Raw genomic sequence first — 20,628 nt, 5'->3', positions numbered from 1 at the left:
CTATTCCAGTTTTTCTTTCAGATAGTGCCCGGTGATGCTCTCTGGACAGGCGGCCACCTCCTCGGGTGTTCCCGCTACCACCAGACTGCCACCCCTGTCACCGCCGTCGGGACCGAGGTCAATCACGTGGTCGGCACATTTGATGATCTCCATGTTATGTTCGATGATCAGTATTGTGTGTCCTCGTTCGATGAGGGCATTGAACGCCTGTAATAGTCGTTGGATATCGTGGAAATGGAGTCCTGTCGTCGGCTCGTCGAAGATGAAGAGTGTCGGATCCTGTCGCTCCTGTCCGATGAAATAGGCCAGTTTTACGCGCTGGTTCTCACCGCCGGAGAGCGTGGATGAGTTCTGACCGAGTCTGATATAGCCGAGACCCACATCCTCGAGCGTCTTCAGGCGCTTCACGATCGTCTCTGTCGTTTGTCTTGTCTCCTTGTCGCCCTGTGCTCCCGACTCCCTGAAGAACTCCACGGCCTCAGAGATCGTCATGTTCAGTACGTCGTCGATGTTCTTCCCGTTGAAGGCCACATCGAGGATGTCTTTCTTGAAACGGTGACCATGACAGGCCTCGCACTCCAGCACAAGGTCGGCCATGAACTGCATCTCTACCGTGATCACACCGGCGCCCTTACATTCCTCGCATCGTCCGCCGTCGGCATTGAATGAGAAGTACTGTGGCGTGAAACCCATCTGCTGGGCTAATGGTTGCTTGGCAAACAGCTCTCGGATGGTGTCGTAGGCCTTGACATAGGTGGCGGGGTTCGAGCGTGTGGACTTACCGATGGGGTTCTGGTCCACGAACTCCACGTGTTTGATGGCACTGGTGTCACCGGCCAGACCCAGGTACTCGCCTGGCGCATCGCATACCTCACCGATATGACGCTTCATGGCAGGGTAGAGGATACCCTTGATGAGGGTCGACTTCCCGGAGCCGGAGACACCGGTGACGACGGTCATCACGTTCAACGGGATCTTGACGTCGATACCCTGGAGGTTGTTCATGCGGGCCCCCTTGATGTCGATATGCCGGTTCCACGGTCGCCGACTCTTCGGCATGGGTATCTTCTCGTCGTGGAGCAGATACTTCACCGTGTAGCTCTTCGGCCATCTCTTCAGGGCCTCATCGTCACCCAGTCTGTTGGTCTCCAGAATATCCTTTGTCTCACCTTCGAAGACAATCTCTCCGCCCAGTCGTCCGGCATCAGGACCGACATCGATCAGATAGTCGGCAGCGCGCATGATCTCCTCGTCGTGCTCGACGACGACGACGGTGTTGCCCAGCGACTGCAGTTCCTTCAGCACATGGATCAGACGGTCGGTGTCGCGAGTATGCAGGCCGATGCTCGGCTCGTCGAGGATATAGAGCGATCCCACCAGTGAACTGCCGAGTGAGGTACAGAGGTTGATACGCTGACTCTCGCCGCCGGAGAGGGTGTTGGAGAGACGGTTAAGGGTCAGATAACCCAGTCCTACGTCGAGGAGGAACTGCAGACGGTTTCTGATCTCCGTCAGCAGGCGACGGCCTACCTCCGCGTCGTGTTCCGACAGTTCCAGACGGTCGAACCATTCCTTCAGTCGGATGACGGGCATCTGCACCAGGTCGGTGATGCTCCGTCCACCGATCTTGACGTAGTTGGCCTCAGGTTTCAGACGTGTACCATGACACACCGGACAGGAGGTCTTGCCCCTGTACCGACTGAGCATCACACGGTACTGTATCTTATATTGGTTCTCCGTCAGCATCTGGAAGAATGCGTCGATGCATGGCTTCTCCTTCTTCCCCTTATCGGAGGGAAGACCGTGCCAAAGCCAGTCTTTCTGTTGCTGGGTCAGTTTCATATATGGTTCGAAGATGGGGAAGTCGTCGTTGGCGGCATGTCTACAGAACCATTCCTTCCATTCCTTCATCTTCTCACCGTGCCAGCATACCACACAACCCTCATAGACCGACAGGGTCGTGTTGGGGATGACCAGTCGTTCGTCGATGCCGACGACACGACCGAAGCCCTGGCACTCCGGACAGGCACCTGCCGGGGAGTTGAACGAGAACATGTTGTCGTTGGGTTCCTCGAAGGTCATGCCGTCGGCCTCGAACTTCATGGAGAAATCATAGAAGATGTTCGAGGGCGGGAACAGCAGGCGCAGCTCACCATGTCCTTCAAAGAAGGCGGTCTCGGCAGAGTCCGTCAGTCGGGCGATGGTGTCCTTCGTGTCGTCAGCCGACAGACGGTCGATGACCAGGAAGAGCTCCTGGTGGTCGGGATCGCCCATCGCCTCGGGCTTCTCCAGGTATTCGTCGATGCGTACGACATCGCCTCCCTGGGCAGGACCGGGTGATACCCATATCCTGGCATAGCCCTCCTGGAGGTATGCCTTCAGCTGGCGTTCGAGTGTCCGTCCTTCCGGGAGGTGTATCGGGGCCATGACCATGAAACGGGTGCCCTTCGAGTATTCCAGCATCTTCTGTACGACATCTTCCGTAGAATGCTTCTTCACCTCCTCGCCACTGATGGGGGAGTAGGTGCGCCCGATACGGGCATAGAGCAGTCGCAGGTACTCGTAGATCTCCGTCGATGTGCCGACGGTACTACGGGGATTGCGCGAGATGACCTTCTGCTCGATGGCGATGGCAGGGGGGATGCCCTTGATGAAATCGCACTCTGGCTTGTTCATTCTGCCGAGGAACTGTCGGGCATAGCTCGACAGACTCTCCACATAACGGCGCTGTCCTTCGGCATACAACGTGTCGAAGGCTAAGGATGATTTTCCGGAGCCGCTGACTCCGGCTATCACTACGAACTTGTTGCGGGGAATCTTGATGTCAATGTTCTTCAGGTTATTGACTCTCGCCCCTTTGATCTCTATGGTATTACTCAATGTCTTTATTCGGTATCTCTGTGTGTGAATTCTTACAAGACGCTCTTGACGGCCTCGAGCATGCCTACGCTCTGGATCAGGTCGAGGAACTGCTTGACCATCGTGTTCAGACCGCTGATCTTGTTCAGGTCCTCCTGCCAGATAAACTCAGCACCAAGCACGCCGTCGGTCACCTGCTGCGTGTCGCCCGTCGCCCACAGCTCGTTCAGCAGATTCAGGATCTTCTCGTCGTCGTTGGGTGTGATGTCCGTACCATCGTCACGCTTGCCACCTTTGTAGTAAGTGATGATGGCCGCAAGACCGAACACCAGTCCTCGGGGCAACTCGCCCTTGCGCTCCAGATAGGTCTTCAGACCAGGCAGGTCGCGGGCCTGGAACTTCGGGAACGAGTTCAGCATGATGCTCGTCACCTGATGGTCGACATAAGGGTTGTCGAAGCGCTCCAGCACGTCGCCGGCAAACTTCTCCAACTCGTCCATCGGCAGGTCGAGGGTCTGCATCAGCTCGTCGAACTGCACCTTATGGATGTACTTACTGATCACCTCATGGTTGCAGGCATCGCGAACGATGTCCACGCCGCTCAGGAAGGCCACGGGCGAGAGAACGGTATGCGGACCGTTGAGGAGGGTCACCTTACGCTTATGGTAGGGCTCCTCGGAGGGCACGAACAGCACATGCAGTCCCGCCTTGTCGGCAGGGAACTCGTTGGCCACCTCCTTCGGGGCCTCGATCACCCACAGGTGGAAGTTCTCGGCCTGTACGACGAGGTTGTCGCGATAGCCGATCTTCTCCTGGATCTCTGCGATCTCCTTACGAGGGAAGCCCGGAACGATACGGTCAACGAGGGTGGCATACACGCCGCAGGCCTCTTCGAACCAGGTCTTGAAGTCTTCGCCAAGGTTCCAGAGCTCGATATACTTATAGATACAGTCCTTCAGCACATGACCGTTCAGGAAGATCAGCTCACAGGGGAAGATGATGAGGCCCTTGCTTCTGTCGCCACCGAACGTCTGGTAACGACGGTACAGCAGCTGAACCAGTTTGCCGGGATAGCTACTGGCAGGTGCATCGTCGATCTTACAGCTGGGATCGAAGGTGATACCGGCCTCGGTGGTATTGGAAATCACGAAGCGTATCTCCGGTTGGGCGGCCAATGCCATGAAGGCGGCATGCTGCGTATAGGGGTTCAGCGCACGACTGATGACGTCGATGCGCTCCAGTGTGTTCACGGGTTGACCATTCTCACGCCCCTGCAGGTTCACGTGGTACAGACAGTCCTGACCATTGAGCATATCTGCCATACCCTTCTCGATAGGCTGTACGACGACGACACTTCCGTTGAAGTCGGTCTTCTGGTCCATATTCCAGATAATCCAATCGACGAAGGCACGGAGGAAGTTTCCTTCTCCGAACTGAATCACCTTCTCAGGCATCACACTCTTAGGGGCAAATTGTTTGTTTAGTGGTTTCATTTTTAATTGATTGTTTTTTAGTTGTTCTCTTCTCGTTTTCTTGTTTTTTCCCTTTTGGGAAATATGCGAGTGCAAAAATACGGAAATAATACGAGACCGCCAAATCTGGAGTGTCATATTACGTTAAAATAATCGTAATCCCATACGGTCATCCGAGGGCCTGTTGACAGGGACTCTGACGATGGTAGAGTGCGATGATTCGTCTTGTCATGAAAAATGGCCTAAAAAACTGACTGCCATATAATGTGAAATAGAACGGAACAGGAGACTTTAGAAGCCCTTTTTGGGACTGATAACGACGAAGATTGGGCTTATGGGCGTCAAACCCGCCTCTTTTCAATCAACGAGATAGGCTTTACGACTCAAAGGGATGGCATTTACGACTGAAAGGGATAATCTCTTAGGGGGTATAGGGATTATCTCTTACACTCGTGGACCTTATCTGAATGCCTCATGGGCCCTATCTCGTTGAGTGAAAACTGGGGGTAGTGCAAGAATGAACGTAAATGTCATAGTATCAGGCGGTTGTGCAGAATACTTAAAACTCGCATATTCGTGCCCCATCTGAGGTGGGATGACGAATATGCGAGTTATGAGCGTCTATTTGTAAAGATAAATACTTCTTTTATCTAGCTGAGACGTATTTGTGGAGGGTGGCGCGGACGGCACCAGGACCGGCATATAGCTCCTTGACCATTCCCTCGATCTGAGCACCGAGACCGGCCTCGTAGAGGTCGACACCGAAGACATCCTTACGGCTGTAGAGCTGCTTCAGCGGACTCCAGTCCTGATCGGCTTCGCCGATCTCGAGCGGAGCGACGATGGCCTGCATCTCCGCCAGCATGGGGTCGGGAGAGGGCTCGAACGCCGTGCCGTCGTCCTTGATACCTTTCAAGTAACGGGCATAGCCTGCCAGGGTGAGAGGGATGAGCACGAGGTTCGACAGGTCGAGACCACGGGCGATATACTTCTTGATGGTCTCACCGAAGCGGATAGGCAGCTTCTGTGAGGTGTCGCAGGCGATGCGCTGCGGTGCGTCGGGCATGAACGGGTTGGGCAGACGACGGTTGATGACGGCACCGATGAACTCGTAGGGGTTCAGTACACCGGGGTCGGTGACCACCGGCATGGCCTCCATGTAACCGATCTTCTGGATGAACGGGCGCAGATCCTCGTCGGCCATCTCGGCAGAGATGAGCGTGTAGCCCAGCATACAACCGTAGATGGACATCGCTGTGTGGAGCGGGTTCAGACAGGTGGTCACCTTCATCGTCTCAACCTTATCCACCGTCTCACGGGTGGTGTAGAGGGCACCGCCGAGGTCGAGCGGGGGACGACCGTTGGTATAGTGGTCCTCGATGACGAGGTACTGCACTTCCTCTGCGTTCACGAACGGAGCGGTGAAGGTGTGCTTCTCGGTCTCGATATAGTCGTTGTCGGCGAAGCCGTCGGCGGCCAGCATCTCCTTGACCCTCTCGTGAGGACGGGGTGTGATCTTGTCGATCATCGACCAGGGGAAGGTGATCTTCGTCTCGTCCTTCAGGTAGTCGAGGAAGGCTTGGTCTGTCAGACCATCCTGCACCCAGCGCTCGGCATAGGCGAAGACGCCGGCCTTCACCTTGTCGCCGTTGTGCGAGCAGTTGTCCATCGACTGGATGGTGAGGGGCAGCTGACCGGCTTTCCAGCGCTCGTAGAGCAGGGCGCAGACCTTACCCATGGCGAAGAGGGGCTTCAGACCTCGGGCGAGATCGGTCTCGTTGTAGGTATAGCCTTTCTCGGTGATGGTGAACGAGATCATCTGCAGACTCGGGTTCCGGAAGATCTCGACCAGACGGTTCCAGTCGTCGAACTGCGGATCGGCCTTCAGGGCCTCGGTCACTGATGCTATCACCTTTTTCTCGATGGTGCCGGTCGACTGCAGACTGACCAGCAGCGAGAGGTTGTTGTAAGGCGCGTAGGCCTTGTCGATAACCTCGAAGTCGAAGGTCTCGGCCACGATGACGCCACGATCGTACTTGCCTGTGTTCAGGGCATCGTTGAGGATGGCGGCAGGGAAGGCGCGGAAGATGTTGCCGCCGCCGAAGTGTACCCATGTGGGCTCTTTGGCAGTCTTCTCACGTACCTTTGCGATGTCGAATTTGGGGAGCTGGTATCCCTTGGCTTCCCATTCTGCGGCGTTGTAGTTGCCGCTAAAAATATCATTCAGTCTCATAATATAACAATTTTACAACACAGAGATACAGAATCAGTCGAAGAATCCGGGTTGTCTGTATGGGATGCCGAGCTCGCGGTCGACGGTGGCGAGGATGCCCTGCACCTGTCCGAGGGCGAACATACGTCCCAGAAGGGTGTAACCGGCATTATGACCGTGACTCGACTCGTCCATGATGCCACCAGGCTCGTCGGTAAACGTCATACCGTGATCGACACGCATGGGCAGTGCTGGGTTCTCCTTCTCGAAGATACGGCACAGTTCGATGAGGTCGGCACGACCACCCAGGTGCGAAGCCTCCGTGAAGTCGCCGTTGGGGAAGATATGGCAGGAGCGCAGGTGCACGAAGTGGGTGCGTGAGGCGAACTTCTTCGCCATCTCCACCACGTTGTTATAAGCTCCGGCCGAGAGTGAACCCGCACAGAAGGTGAGACCATTGTGCTTGTTGGGCACGGCATCGAGGAACCACTGGATATCCTCCTCGGTGCGAACGATACGCGGCAGACCGAGCACCTCGATGGGGGGGTCGTCGGGATGTACGCACATATTCATATTGTATTCCTCGCATGTCGGCATGATGGCCTCGAGGAAGTATTTCATGTTAGCACGGAGCTGGGCCTTGTCGATGCCTTTGTAGAGATCGAGGAAGTCGCGGAACTTCTGGATCGGTGCCTCGTCGTTCTCGCTGAAATTACCCGACACGAAGCCCTGTGTCTTGATGATGATGGTATCGACCAGCGCATGATCCTTCTCCGGGGTCATCGTCTTGGCGAGCTCGTCGGCCTCGGCCAGTACGTTACGCCCTGCACCGACACCCTCGGGGAACTGGAACTTCGCCCATTCCTCACGGGCACCCTCACGCTTCAGGATATAGATGTCGAAGTAGGCGAACTCGGCATAGTTGAAGTAGAGGTTGGTGGAACCGTTGGGATTGTTGTGGAACAGATCGGTGCGTGCCCAGTCGAGCACAGGCATGAAGTTATAGCAGATGCAGTGGATACCCTCTGCGGAGAGGTTGCGCAGGGACTCCTTATAGACCTCGATCTGATGGTCGCGGTCTGGTCCTCCGTATTTGATCGTCTCCACCACGGGCAGACTCTCTACGACGCTCCAGCGCATGCCGTAGCTTTCAATGTATTCGCGCAAGTCGCGGATCTTCTCACGCGTCCATACTTCTCCGAGGGGAACATCGTGCAAGGCTGTGACGATGCCCTCTACACCGATTTGCTTGAGCATGGCAAGTGTGATCTTGTCTTTCTTGCCAAACCATCTCCATGTTCTTTCCATATCTGATTTGTTTTATATTTGTTAGAATGGGTGCAAAATTAGTCATTTCCCGGTAAAAGCAGTTGTCTTTTTAGCTCATTTTCTTTTGTATTTGTTCATTCCGGGTGATTTCCCGACGATGAGCTGACGGGTGTCCAGAGGTTTATGCGCTTTATCGATATCCTTCCCATGATCCAGTGGGGCGCTCTCGTTGCCGTATCTGTCGACGGCGGTCACGGCATAGTAGAGGGTGCGCCCTTGGTGGGGCACATGGAGTGAGCATGCTCTCTGTCGGGTGACAAGGAGGTTGCGCGCCTCACGGGTGTCGACGGGATAGGTGTCGGAGGCATATACATTATATAATAGGTAGTCGGCTCCGGAGTGGTCCTTGGCCCCATACCAGGACAGTTGGTCGGTCGTCATGCCTCGTTTGACCTGAAGGACCTTGACAGGACTGGGCGCTTGGCGACGAGCCCATGTCATGGGTGGGATGAGCGAGGGGTATCGGTTAAAGTGTCTCGTGAACGAATAGATCCCTTTTGTATTGTCGGTAAAGAACTTAGAACGGAAGAACGTACATCCGAGTCCTTGCTCCCTCAGCACACCCATCTCTCGCTGGACGATGTCCAGACTCCAGTCTTTCTCCCTCGGATGAAGCATATAGATGGCCAGTCCGGGAGCCACGATGCGTCCATAGCTATGTTCTTTCCAGTCAACAGTGAACGGGAAGAAGTGATTGCCCTGGAAATACATCATCGGGAAGAGCGCATCCATCAGTCCGTCGCGCAGCCACCCTTGGGCATCCTGGCAGACCGTTGTGTAGGCGTTCCAACCGGCACTCTGGTAACGACTCAGGTCGTCGAACTTGCCGACAGGTGAACAGGACACTTTTACCCAGGGTTTCTCGGCTTTGACTTGTGTGCTAATTTTCCTGACAATGTCAGTGATGTACTGGCGCCCCTGCTGCCGACTTACCTTCAGCTTCCATGTCTCTGGATAACGGATATAGTCGAGGTGGATGCCGTCGACATCATAACGACGGGTGACCTCGCGGCAGAACTGCGCCAGATAGTCGCCTGTCTGTGGCATCTCCGGATTCATGTAACCCTCCTCGCCGATCCTGCGTATCAGTCCCGGGAAGCGTGAGCGCATCCGTCGGCAACCGTCAGTGTTCCATTTGCCTACGGGCAGGGTAACGATCCACGCATGACACTCCATGCCTCGCTTATGGCACTCGTCGATGCAGAACAGCAGCGGGTCGTAGCCTGGCGAGGTGCCAGGGGTCCCGGTGACGCACACGTCCCACGGTTCCATGGTCGAGGGAAAGACCGTGGTGGCTCTGACACGCGCTTGGAAGAGTACGGTGTTGATATTGGCGCGCTGCAACTGGTCCAGGATGGCAATCATCTCCTGTCGCTGTTGGGTGGGCGAGTAGGAGTGTGGCCAGTCGATGCCGCCGATGGTGGTGAGCCAGACGGCTCTTACTTCGTGTTTGGGAGTCTGTGCGAATAGGGTCTGCGTCAGCAGAAGGATAAGGGTTATGCGTATGATTGTCTTCAAAATAAAACGTCTTCTATAAATTTTTTGGTGCAAAGTTAGCAGATTTTTTCCATTTCTCAAATAAAAACATTACTTTTGCAAGCAAAAGATTCATAAAATAATTTTCAGACAATGATTTCTTTTGTGTTGAGCCTTGTTGCTCTTGTGTTGGGCTATCTCTTATACGGACGCTTCGTGGAACGGGTGTTCGCGCCTGATGGCCGTGTAACGCCTGCCGTTGCCAAAGCCGACGGGTTGGATTATATCGTGCTTCCCAACTGGAAGATCTTCATGATTCAGTTTCTGAACATTGCTGGTACAGGACCAATCTTCGGTGCCATCATGGGTGCGAAGTTCGGACCTGTGGCCTACCTGTGGATCGTCTTCGGATGTATCTTCGCCGGAGCCACCCACGACTATCTCTCGGGCATGCTCTCCATGCGTCATGGGGGTGCTGGACTGCCGGAGCTGATCGGTCATTATCTGGGTAAGACCACGAAGAGCGTGATGCTGGTGTTCACGGTGTTGCTGCTTGTCATGGTAGGTACGGTGTTCGTCTATTCGCCGGCAGAGATCCTGCATTCCATTGGCGGTGAGACGATGATGTGGGTCATTATTATCTTTGCCTATTATATCATTGCTACGATGCTGCCTATCGATAAGATCATCGGTAAGGTATATCCGCTGTTCGCCTTCTCGCTGCTGTTTATGGCGGGCGCACTGATGGTCTGGCTCTTCCTGCATTGGCCCACAGTGCCTGAGCTCTGGACGAACCTCTATAATATGGGTGCTGCCACAGAACCGGATAAGTGGACGGACCAGATATTCCCTTGTCTGTTTATCACTGTGGCCTGTGGCGCCATTTCCGGTTTCCACGCCACGCAGAGTCCACTGATGGCCCGTTGTATGGCGAGCGAGCGCATGGGGCGCCCCATCTTCTACGGTGCGATGATCACCGAGGGTATCGTGGCCCTCATCTGGGCGACCGTGTCGGCCTGGTTCTTCTATGGTAACCCAGCCCCCGGCTATGAGTTGATCGAGGCCGCCACCAATGGCTTCCATACGTCAGCTCCTGCCGTCGTCAACCTGGTGTGCAACGACTGGTTGGGTGTGGTTGGTGCCGTCCTGGCGATGCTGGGTGTAGTGGCTGCTCCTATCACCTCTGGAGATACGGCCTTCCGCTCTGGTCGTCTGATCGTAGCCGAGTGGCTTAAGATGGACCAGCGTCCTATCCCGAAACGACTGTATATCTGTGTGCCGATGTTCGCCTGCTCTATCGCCATGCTCGTCTGGCAGATCGAGAACCCGGACGGCTTCAATACTATTTGGCAGTATTTCGGTTGGTCGAACCAAGCCCTGTCGGTATTCACGCTCTGGACGCTTACCGTCTATCTGGTACGGCAGAAGAAGCCTTTCTGGATCACCTTGATTCCGGCACTCTTCATGACGACCGTCTGCTCCACGTTCCTCTTCGTGTCGAAGCAGGCCTTCCATCTGCCGGCATGTGTGGGTTATGGACTGGGACTGGCGTGTCTTGTCGTGGCCGTCGTGTGGTTTACCGTATGGTATAAAAGAACAATCAAAAGTTAGTAATAAATAAAAAAAAAGGAAAAGGTTTATGAAAAAGTTAGCAATGACAGTTGTCGCCCTGGTCATGGCGATCAGTGCGAATGCACAATACCTGAATGATCCGCAGAATGTGTTTTACGAAGGAAAATGGTATATCGGCGCTTCGGCCTCTGGTCTTGACCTGAGTTGGCATAAGTCGACAGAGATGTCGTTGAACGTGGATGCGAAGGCCGGTTATTTCTTCACAGACGACTGGATGATTACCGGTACATTGGGATATAATGCTCAGACAGATTGCTCAAGTTCTATCAAGGTCGGTGCCGGTATCCGATACTATTTCGAGAGCTGTGGCGTCTATGTGGGAGCCTTGTGCAACTATCTGCATAGGGGTGGTGATGACTTCCGTCCTGAACTGAACGTGGGCTATGCCTACTTCCTCTCGCGCCATATCACCATTGAGCCGGAGGCGTATTATGAGTACAGCACAGAGAGTCATGGTAATCGCGGATTTGGTGTCCGTGTGGGCTTCGGACTGTATTTCTAAAAATAAGAAGGTAAATAAAGTAAAAAGTATAAAGGTATATGCTGAGTGTAGAAGAACTTGTTGACAGACTGATTGATCTGTCGTTTGCTGAGGATATCGGTGATGGTGATCATACCACCCTTTGTTGTATCCCTGATGACGCGATGGGAAAGTCGCGCCTGCTCATCAAGGAAGATGGTATCCTCGCAGGTGTGGAGATCGCTAAGGAAGTGTTTCACCGCTTCGACCCCGAGATGCAGGTGGAGGTGCTGATGCAGGATGGGGCACGAGTGAAGAAAGGCGATGTCGCCATGATCGTTACTGGAAAGATACGTTCTCTGCTTCAGACAGAACGCCTGATGCTGAATATCATGCAGCGCATGAGTGGTATCGCCACGATGACCGACAAGTATGTGCAGCGCCTGAAAGGAACTCGTACGAGGGTGCTTGACACCCGGAAGACCACCCCGGGCATGCGTATGCTTGAGAAGCAGGCCGTGAAGATCGGCGGCGGTTGTAACCATCGTATCGGACTCTTCGATATGATCCTGCTGAAGGATAACCATGTGGACTTCGCCGGTGGTATCACCAACGCCATCGATCGTTGTCATGCTTATCTCAAGGAGAAGGGCCTCGACCTGAAGATCGAGATTGAGGTGCGTAGCTTCGACGAGTTACAGCAGGTGCTCGATCATGGTGGTGTGGACCGTATCATGCTCGACAACTTCTCTGTGCCCGACACGAAGAAGGCGGTGGATATCATCGGTGGTCGGTATGAGACCGAGTCGAGTGGGGGAATCACCTATGATACCATCCGCGACTATGCCGAGCAGGGCGTCGATTATATCTCTGTGGGAGCCCTTACTCATTCGGTAAAGGGACTTGATATGTCATTTAAAGCTTGCTAAACAAAAAGATGAAGAAGATATTACTGATGGCCGGTCTGGTGCTGGTGAGCGCCAGTGCAGTTGCCTGTACAAATTTTATCGTAGGAAAGAAGGCTTCGGCCGACGGGTCGGTGTTCGTGACTTATAATGCTGACTCATATGGTGCTTTCATGCCTCTCTATCATTATACGGCAGCCAAGCATGCTGCCGGCGACATGCGTAAGGTCTATGAATGGGACACCAATAAATACTTGGGCGAGATTGCGGAAGCACCTGAGACATGGAACGTTATCGGCAATAGTAACGAGTGGCAGGTGACGATCGGTGAGACCACCTTTGGCGGACGTGAGGAGATGGCCGACTCGACAGGTATCATCGACTATGGTTCGCTGATCTATATCACCTTGCAGCGTGCAAAGACTGCTCGTGAGGCCTTGCAGATCATGACCTCGTTAGTAGAGCAGTATGGTTACTATTCCGAGGGAGAGACCTTCTCCGTGGCCGACAAGGATGAAGCGTGGATGCTGGAGATGATGGGCTGTGGTCCTGACCGCTCGAAGGAGGCCGGTCGTACCGTCTGGGTGGCTGTGCGTATTCCTGATGATGCGATTGCCGCTCACGCCAATCAGAGTCGTATCACGAAATTCCTCGATGGTCGTTATGTACAGGTGAAGATGAAGGACCTGCAGAAGAAGTATCCTGTTAATGGCAAGAAGGCCGTCCCTAACCTTGTGGTGTATAGCGACAACGTGGTCAGCTACGCTCGTACGATGGGGTGGTATGAGGGGAAGGATGCCGACTTCAGCTACAACGCTGCCTACGCCAAGCCCGACTTCTCTGGCCGCCGTTATTGTGAGACCCGTGTGTGGAGCTTCTTCAACCGCTTCAGCGACGATTTCTCCGAATACCTGCCTTATGCTGCCGGTATCGAGAAGGACACCAAGGAGATGCCGCTATGGATTATCCCGAACAAGAAGGTGGGTCTTCAGGATCTCCGTGATGCGATGCGCGATCATTATGAGGGAACACCGTTCGCCTTGGACACGAATATCGGTGGCGGTATCTATCAGATGCCTTACCGTCCTTCTCCGCTCTCATTCAAGGTCGACGGTAAGGAGGTGTTCAACGAGCGCCCCATCTCTACCCAGCAGACAGCCTGGTCGTTCATCTCACAGATGCGCAGTTCTCTGCCTCGTGAGGTAGGTGCCTGCTTCTGGTTCGGCAATGACGACGGGAATATGGTGGCTTACACACCGATGTACAGTTGTATCACCCGTCGACCTAAGTGCTTCTCTGGGGAAGGTGCCGACGATGTGACGTTCTCTATGGACAACGCTTTCTGGGTATGCAACTGGGTCAGTAATATGGTATATCCTCGTTATTCGATGATGTTCCCGTCGCTGAAGGAAGTGCGCGACTCACTGGATGCTTCCTATGAGCGTCTTCAGCCGGAGATTGAGGCAAAGGCCTTGGCACTGCCTGAGTCTGAGCGTGTGGCCTTCCTGACGGACTATAGCTGTCGGAAGGGTGATGAGATGATCGCCCGTTGGCAGAAGCTCGCCTTCTTCCTGATCGTGAAGTACAATGATATGGCCGTGAAGCCAACCGACGAGAATGGTGCCTTCAAGCGTAACCAGTATGGCGGCGGTGCCCGTGTTACCCGTCCTGGTTTCCCGGAGCCTTATGCCCGTGAACTGCTGAAGCAGACCGGCGACAAGCTCCTTGTTCCCGTCGAAGAGAAGAAGTAGTCTTTACGTTATCATTGACGACAACCATGGACAATAGTAAACCAGACTTTTGGAAAGAATGCCCACAAATATTAGGTAACTGGCATAATATTCTTTATATATTATCAGGTTTACCTGTATACTATATAGCTGAAAAAGCTAAATCAGGCTATTCTGTATTAATTGCTTTGTTTGTGGTTGTCGTATCATATGCGGTTAGTTATATTGTTAGATATTATCGTTATTCGAGAGAAAAGAATCTACCGAAAACAAATGATCAGGACTCAGACCAAGACTACCATACCCTATCTGTAGTTTACGATCGTCGTGATAACAATGGGAAGAATTATTGTTTATTTACAAGAACTATCGAAAGTAAAGTTTATAAATTAAAATACATTAAGTATAGATACAGCGTTTTGGGACAAAGTGATAAACCAAATGTAAGCTCTTCGACACACGACATCTCATATAAGATATTGCCTAAGAACGAAGACGGATGGGATGTCATTCTGATTCTTTTCAAGAAACCATTACGGAAAGGTGAAATAGCGGAGTTCTCGATAGAAATGAACGGAACGAACTGTAGAGATTTGCAGTTTTGTCGAGTTAACACACCTATTAAACAGGTGGTCTTTGATATCAAATTGATAGGTAAGCAGTCAGCCCCTGATGCTGAACTCATCATGATTCCCATTGATGGGAAAACAGTGAATGTGGTTGATAAGAAAGAGACGGTGAGATTTCAAAGGAAAACGAGTCGTTATTATATTGAAATACCAAACCCGCAATGTGGTTATACCTACCAACTGAACTGGGGTGAAGAGATCAAGAAAAAGAAATCGAGGAAAAAGATATAAGGTTAAGGGGAGTGGCGATCCCCTTTTCTTATGTCTGACAGTGTGATACGACGACAAAATATATTTCGTTTTATTTGGTTTTTCGCTTGATTTGAAGTAACTTTGCACCCACTTATTTAATAATAAGGTGAGAGAATGACTGTAAGGAATCAAAAAAGGCGTTGGCACTGTTTGTCAGGACAGGAACCCACGGAGATGGATAAGACCATCATGTACTGGGAGAACAAAGGAAAACTGGTGCCTACACGTGACCTGATCAAGACGCCAGAGCAGATAGAAGGTATCCGCAAGGCAGGCGTCGTAAATACCGCTGTGCTCGACACGGTGGCCAAGGAGATTAAGGCTGGCATGAACACACTGGAGATAGACCGGATATGCAGACAGGTTTGCGAGGAAAACGGGGCTATCCCAGCCTGTTTGAACTACGAAGGTTTCCCTATGTCGGTGTGTACATCGATCAATGAGGTGGTGTGTCATGGTATCCCTAAGGAGGAGGATGTGCTGGAAGAGGGCGACATTATCAATGTGGACTTTACGACGATCCTTGATGGATATTATGCCGATGCTTCGCGAATGTTTATTATCGGAAAGACAACTCCCGAGAAGGAACAGTTGGTACGTGTGGCGAAGGAGTGTCTGGAGATCGGTATGGAGGCCGCTAAGCCCTACGGTTTTGTGGGGGATATCGGTCATGCGATAGAGAAACACTGTAAGAAATATGGCTATGGCATCGTGCGTGACCTGGCCGGGCATGGTGTGGGACTGAAGTTCCATGAGGAGCCCGATGTGAACCACTACGGTCATCGGGGAACGGGCATGCTGCTTGTGCCTGGAATGGTCTTTACGATTGAACCGATGATCAATATGGGCACATGGCGTGTGTTTATCGATGCTGATGACCCATATGGCTGGGAGGTGATCTCTGAGGATGAGCAACCGAGTGCGCAGTGGGAACATACGCTGGTGATGACGGATCATGGTGTGGAGGTACTGACGTACTAACTTTGAAGTTTGAGATGGGTGATATATATATATTAGGTATAGAGTCGAGTTGTGACGACACGTCGGCAGCCGTTCTGAAGAATGGTGTGCTACTCTCGAACGTGACGGCCTCGCAGGCTGTGCATGAGGCGTATGGTGGGGTGGTGCCTGAACTGGCATCGCGTGCCCATCAGCAGAACGTGGTGCCCGTGGTGGATCAGGCGATCAAACGGGCTGGAATCACGAAGGAACAGTTGTCGGCGGTGGCTTTCACGAGGGGACCGGGCCTGATGGGCTCGTTGCTTGTCGGCGTGAGTTTTGCTAAAGGCTTTGCACGTTCTCTTGGTATTCCGATGATCGACGTGAACCACTTGCAAGGACATGTGATGGCGCATTTCATCAAGGAGTCGGAGGACGATCAGCATCAGCCGCCCATGCCGTTCTTGTGTTTGCTCGTGAGTGGCGGCAACTCGCAGATCGTGAAGGTGAATGCCTATAACGATATGGAGGTGCTGGGACAGACCATCGACGACGCGGCTGGTGAGGCCATCGACAAGTGCTCGAAAGTGATGGGACTGGGGTATCCGGGTGGTCCGATCATCGACCGTCTGGCGCGTCAGGGAAACCCGAAGGCGTTTAAGTTTGCTGAGCCGAACATCCCGAATCTGGACTATAGCTTCTCGGGACTGAAGACCTCGTTTCTCTATTCCATGCAGAAATGGGTGGCTGAGGATCCTGACTTCATCGAGCACCACAAGGAGGATATCGCTGCCTCGCTGGAGTGGACCATCGTGGACATCCTGATGAAGAAACTGAAGAAGGCCGTGAAACAGACGGGGCTGACGCATGTGGCTGTGGCTGGTGGCGTGAGTGCGAACAACGGACTCCGCAATGCGTTCTATGACGCTGAGAAACGATACGGTTGGACGATCTATATACCGAAGTTTAGTTATACGACAGACAATGCTGCCATGATCGGTATCGTGGGGTATTACAAGTATCTGGATCAGGTGTTCTGTGGGATCGACGCACCGGCCTTCTCGAAGGTCACGTTCAAATAGCAGACAATAACAAGTTGGAGATATGGATTTTGGAAGTAAGATAACCAGTAGGGAGATCAGTGAGATCCTCTGGGAGACTGAGAGAACGGTAGGTACAGCGGAGAGTTGTACGGGTGGACGTATCGCAGAGGCTATCATCGCCGTACCTGGTGCGTCGAAATATTTTAAGGGCGGCATCATCTCATATGTCGACGAGATCAAGGAGCGTCTGCTGGGTGTGGATCCGCAGGTGCTGGAAGAGAAAACGGCTGTGTGTGAGGAAGTTGCCATCGCTATGGTGAGGGGCGCCTGCAAGGCTCTGGAGACCGACTACGCCATCGCCGCCACAGGATTCGCAGGTCCTACGGGGGGTACAAAGGATATCCCTGTGGGGACCATCTGGTTGGCTTGCGGTACACCTGATCATGTGGTGACCAAGAAGGTGGAACAGGACTTCGGACGCGACATTAATCTGGCCATCGCGACCAACAACGCGATGGAGATGTTTTTGCAGTTCCTCAAAGACGAAGATGCCCCCAGACCCGTCCGAGAAGGTTAAAAAACATTAATTCTTTGTTTTTCCAATCGGGCAATGAATTGAATATCAATTAAAATGTGTAATTTTGCACCCTGTTTGGAATAAGTAAGTGTAAACAACAAGAAAAAGTAGATAGAAATGTCTAAGATTTGTCAAATTACAGGAAAGAAGGCACAGATAGGTTGCAATGTGTCTCACTCAAAGCACCGCACGAAGAGAAGCTTTGACGTAAACCTTTTCAGCAAGAAATTCTACTACGTAGAAGAGGGCTGCTGGATTCAGTTGAAGATTAGCGCTGCTGGTCTTCGTATGATTAACAAGGTAGGTCTTGACGCCGCCCTGAAGCAGGCTGTTGCCAAGGGATTTGTGGACTGGAAGGACATTAAAGTGATAGGAGACTAAGAACATGGCAAACAAGAAAGCAAAGGGTAATCGCGTACAGGTGGTTCTGGAGTGCACTGAGCATAAGAGCAGTGGCATGCCGGGTACAAGCCGCTATGTGACTACAAAGAATCGCAAGAATACGCCGGAGCGTATGGAGCTGATGAAGTATAACCCCATCCTGAAGAAGATGACTCTTCACAAGGAAATTAAATAATACGACTGAAGTATGGCAAAGAAAACCGTCGCTACCCTCCATGAAGGCTCTAAGGATGGTCGCGCTTACACAAAGGTAATCAAGATGGTGAAGAGCCCGAAGACGGGTGCTTATGTCTTTGATGAGCAGATGGTTCCCAACGAGGCCGTTAAGGACTTCTTCAAGAACTAATTATTTTTTTAGATAAAATAAGAGGTCGCAAGTCAATTTGCGGCCTCTTTTTTTGTACATCTCATTAAAATCTATTATCTTTGCACACGTAATATATTGTGACATGGGAATATTTGGAATCTTTGGTAAGAACAAAAAAGAGACCCTAGACCGAGGACTTGAGAAGACGAAGACCAGTGTCTTCGATAAACTGACACGTGCGGTAGCAGGAAAGTCGAAAGTCGACGACGACGTGTTGGACAATCTGGAAGAAGTACTTATTACAAGCGATGTTGGCGTGGATACAACGCTGAAGATTATTCAGCGTATTGAAGAGCGCGTGGCGCGTGACAAATACGTCAGCACGTCAGAGTTGAATGCAATCCTGAGGGATGAGATCGCCGACCTGTTGGCAGAGAATCATACGGAGGATCATGACAACTGGGATCTGCCGGGCGATCATAAACCCTATGTGATCTTGGTTGTCGGCGTGAATGGTGTTGGCAAGACGACTACCATCGGCAAGCTGGCGTGGCAGTTCAAGCAGGCCGGCAAGAAAGTCTATCTCGGTGCAGCCGACACGTTCCGGGCGGCTGCTGTGGAGCAGCTCTGTATATGGGGCGAACGGGTAGGGGTTCCTGTCGTAAAGCAGCAGATGGGAAGTGACCCGGCTTCTGTGGCATTTGACACGCTTTCCAGCGCTAAGGCAAATGGTGCCGATGTAGTGCTGATAGATACAGCTGGTCGTCTGCACAATAAAGTGGGTCTGATGAACGAGTTGAAGAAGATAAAGGATGTGATGAAAAAGGTGCTGCCCGAGGCTCCTGACGAGGTGATGCTCGTGCTGGATGGCTCTACGGGACAGAATGCTTTTGAGCAGGCAAAGCAGTTTGCTGCCGTCACACAGATTACCTCGCTCGCTATCACCAAACTCGATGGAACGGCAAAGGGCGGCGTGGTCATCGGTATCTCTGACCAGTTGAAGGTGCCCGTGAAGTATATCGGCTTGGGTGAGGGTATGGAGGATCTGCAACTCTTTAACAAGCGACAGTTTGTGGATTCACTATTTGACATAAAAGATTGATGGCGAAGACGATTGATATCATATCACTCGGGTGCTCCAAGAACCTCGTCGACAGTGAGGCTCTGATGGGACTGCTGGAAGCTAATGGCTATCAGTGTACACACGATAGCGATGACCCTCAAGGAGATATCGTCGTTGTCAACACATGTGGTTTTATCAACGATGCGAAGGAGGAAAGCATCAATACGATTCTGGAATTTGCACAGGCAAAGTCCGAAGGAAGGATAGAGAGACTCTACGTGATGGGATGCCTGTCAGAGCGCTATCTGGCAGATCTGGAAAAAGAGATCCCAGAGGTGGATGGCTGGTATGGGAAGTTCAACTATCGGCAGCTGCTCAACGACCTGAAGGGTGAGGATTTCGTCGCCTGTGAGGGTAAGCGTCACATTACGACACCGCGCCATTATGCCTATCTGAAAATCAGTGAGGGCTGTGACCGCCACTGTGCCTATTGCGCTATCCCGTTGATAACAGGACGTCACCAGAGTCGTCCGATGGAAGAGATCCTCGATGAGGTGCGCCAACTCGTGGCGGATGGTACGAAGGAGTTTAATGTGATAGCTCAGGAATTGACCTATTATGGCGTGGACATCGATGGTAAGCAGCATATCGCGGAACTCATCGAACGGATGGCTGATATCCCAGGAGTGGAATGGATACGACTGCACTATGCCTATCCTGCTCATTTCCCATGGGATCTACTCCGAGTGATGCGTGAAAAGAAAAACGTATGTAAATATCTGGATATCGCTCTTCAACATATCTCCGATCATATGCTTCTGCGCATGCAACGTCATGTGACGAAAGCGGAAACCTATGAACTGATCGAGCGCCTGCGTCGTGAAGTGCCTGGTATCCATATCCGCACAACACTGATGGTTGGCTTTCCTGGGGAGACAGATGAGGATTTCGAGGAACTGAAGGCGTTCGTCAAGTGGGCACGCTTTGAACGTATGGGTGCTTTTGCCTATTCGGAGGAAGAGGGAACACCCTCGGAACGTGATTATGAGGACGATGTACCTGAGGAGATAAAACAGCGACGACTGGACGGTCTGATGCGTATTCAACAGAATATCAGTGCGGAACTCGAGGCGGAGAAAGTTGGAACCACCCAGAGAATTATCGTTGACAGAAAAGAGGGCGCTTATTATGTCGGGCGCACAGAGTATTGTTCCCCGGAAGTGGATCCGGAGGTGCTGATTCCCGCATCGGAACGGGATCTGACGATAGGTGAGTTCTATGATGTCGTGGTGACTGACTCGGAAGAATTTGATTTGTATGGCTCAACAATCAACTAAAGGT

18 protein-coding genes are annotated in these 20,628 nt (G+C 52.3%); 13 read left to right on the top strand and 5 right to left on the bottom strand.

The genetic code is table 11. From position 1 onward, the window contains the following. From uvrA to BMY63_RS02425, 5 genes are all read right to left on the bottom strand, one after another. Positions 1-2,880 carry an excinuclease ABC subunit UvrA gene (gene uvrA, locus BMY63_RS02445; RefSeq protein WP_091914482.1) on the bottom strand — a complete coding sequence of 960 codons (2,880 nt, stop codon included), beginning with the start codon at positions 2,878-2,880 and terminating at the stop codon, positions 1-3. A 32-nt stretch (positions 2,881-2,912) separates the two neighbouring features. Continuing rightward, positions 2,913-4,352: a tagaturonate reductase gene (locus BMY63_RS02440; RefSeq protein ID WP_091914479.1), complete on the bottom strand. Its 1,440-nt coding sequence runs from the start codon at positions 4,350-4,352 to the stop codon at positions 2,913-2,915. A 625-nt stretch (positions 4,353-4,977) separates the two neighbouring features. Then, positions 4,978-6,564, bottom strand: a complete 1,587-nt coding sequence (locus BMY63_RS02435) for a mannitol dehydrogenase family protein (protein ID WP_091914477.1) — start codon at positions 6,562-6,564, stop codon at positions 4,978-4,980. A 33-nt stretch (positions 6,565-6,597) separates the two neighbouring features. Further along, positions 6,598-7,851, bottom strand: a complete 1,254-nt coding sequence (uxuA, locus tag BMY63_RS02430; RefSeq protein ID WP_091914475.1) for a mannonate dehydratase — start codon at positions 7,849-7,851, stop codon at positions 6,598-6,600. 75 nt (positions 7,852-7,926) lie between these two features. Next, a complete protein-coding gene (locus BMY63_RS02425; RefSeq protein WP_091914473.1) occupies positions 7,927-9,390 on the bottom strand; it encodes a glycoside hydrolase family 10-like protein in 1,464 nt (487 codons plus the stop codon). A 111-nt stretch (positions 9,391-9,501) separates the two neighbouring features. On the opposite strand from BMY63_RS02425, the gene BMY63_RS02420 reads away from it, so the two are divergent. From BMY63_RS02420 to rimO, 13 genes are all read left to right on the top strand, one after another. Next, positions 9,502-10,959, top strand: a complete 1,458-nt coding sequence (locus tag BMY63_RS02420) for a carbon starvation CstA family protein (protein ID WP_091914471.1) — start codon at positions 9,502-9,504, stop codon at positions 10,957-10,959. Between the two features lie 28 nt (positions 10,960-10,987). Next, positions 10,988-11,482 carry an outer membrane beta-barrel protein gene (locus BMY63_RS02415; RefSeq protein WP_091899575.1) on the top strand — a complete coding sequence of 165 codons (495 nt, stop codon included), beginning with the start codon at positions 10,988-10,990 and terminating at the stop codon, positions 11,480-11,482. Between the two features lie 38 nt (positions 11,483-11,520). Continuing rightward, positions 11,521-12,369, top strand: a complete 849-nt coding sequence (gene nadC, locus BMY63_RS02410) for a carboxylating nicotinate-nucleotide diphosphorylase (RefSeq protein ID WP_091914469.1) — start codon at positions 11,521-11,523, stop codon at positions 12,367-12,369. An 8-nt stretch (positions 12,370-12,377) separates the two neighbouring features. Beyond that, complete coding sequence (locus tag BMY63_RS02405; protein WP_091914467.1) at positions 12,378-14,096, top strand: C69 family dipeptidase; 1,719 nt, start codon at positions 12,378-12,380, stop codon at positions 14,094-14,096. Between the two features lie 26 nt (positions 14,097-14,122). Further along, complete coding sequence (locus tag BMY63_RS02400; protein ID WP_091899572.1) at positions 14,123-14,935, top strand: hypothetical protein; 813 nt, start codon at positions 14,123-14,125, stop codon at positions 14,933-14,935. Positions 14,936-15,070: 135 nt separating this feature from the next. After that, positions 15,071-15,937 carry a type I methionyl aminopeptidase gene (gene map, locus BMY63_RS02395; protein WP_091899571.1) on the top strand — a complete coding sequence of 289 codons (867 nt, stop codon included), beginning with the start codon at positions 15,071-15,073 and terminating at the stop codon, positions 15,935-15,937. A 14-nt stretch (positions 15,938-15,951) separates the two neighbouring features. Next, a complete protein-coding gene (tsaD, locus tag BMY63_RS02390; protein WP_091914465.1) occupies positions 15,952-16,977 on the top strand; it encodes a tRNA (adenosine(37)-N6)-threonylcarbamoyltransferase complex transferase subunit TsaD in 1,026 nt (341 codons plus the stop codon). A 22-nt stretch (positions 16,978-16,999) separates the two neighbouring features. Then, a complete protein-coding gene (locus BMY63_RS02385; RefSeq protein WP_091899569.1) occupies positions 17,000-17,515 on the top strand; it encodes a CinA family protein in 516 nt (171 codons plus the stop codon). A gap of 117 nt (positions 17,516-17,632) precedes the next feature. After that, positions 17,633-17,896: a 50S ribosomal protein L28 gene (gene rpmB / locus BMY63_RS02380; protein ID WP_013063140.1), complete on the top strand. Its 264-nt coding sequence runs from the start codon at positions 17,633-17,635 to the stop codon at positions 17,894-17,896. A gap of 4 nt (positions 17,897-17,900) precedes the next feature. Beyond that, positions 17,901-18,092: a 50S ribosomal protein L33 gene (rpmG, locus tag BMY63_RS02375; protein ID WP_091899568.1), complete on the top strand. Its 192-nt coding sequence runs from the start codon at positions 17,901-17,903 to the stop codon at positions 18,090-18,092. Positions 18,093-18,104: 12 nt separating this feature from the next. Next, positions 18,105-18,263 carry a DUF4295 domain-containing protein gene (locus BMY63_RS02370; protein WP_072289871.1) on the top strand — a complete coding sequence of 53 codons (159 nt, stop codon included), beginning with the start codon at positions 18,105-18,107 and terminating at the stop codon, positions 18,261-18,263. Between the two features lie 103 nt (positions 18,264-18,366). Further along, the gene (ftsY, locus tag BMY63_RS02365) at positions 18,367-19,326 is read left to right on the top strand and encodes a signal recognition particle-docking protein FtsY (protein ID WP_091899567.1); all 960 of its coding nucleotides are present in this window, start codon (positions 18,367-18,369) and stop codon (positions 19,324-19,326) included. Further along, a complete protein-coding gene (rimO, locus tag BMY63_RS02360) occupies positions 19,326-20,624 on the top strand; it encodes a 30S ribosomal protein S12 methylthiotransferase RimO (protein ID WP_091914463.1) in 1,299 nt (432 codons plus the stop codon). The genes ftsY and rimO overlap by 1 nt, the downstream gene beginning before the upstream one ends. Positions 20,625-20,628 lie beyond the last annotated feature (4 nt).

Origin of the sequence: Prevotella aff. ruminicola Tc2-24 (assembly GCF_900110895.1) — a bacterium.
Taxonomy (GTDB): Bacteria; Bacteroidota; Bacteroidia; order Bacteroidales; family Bacteroidaceae; genus Prevotella.
This window is presented reverse-complemented; position numbering and strand designations above follow the sequence as displayed.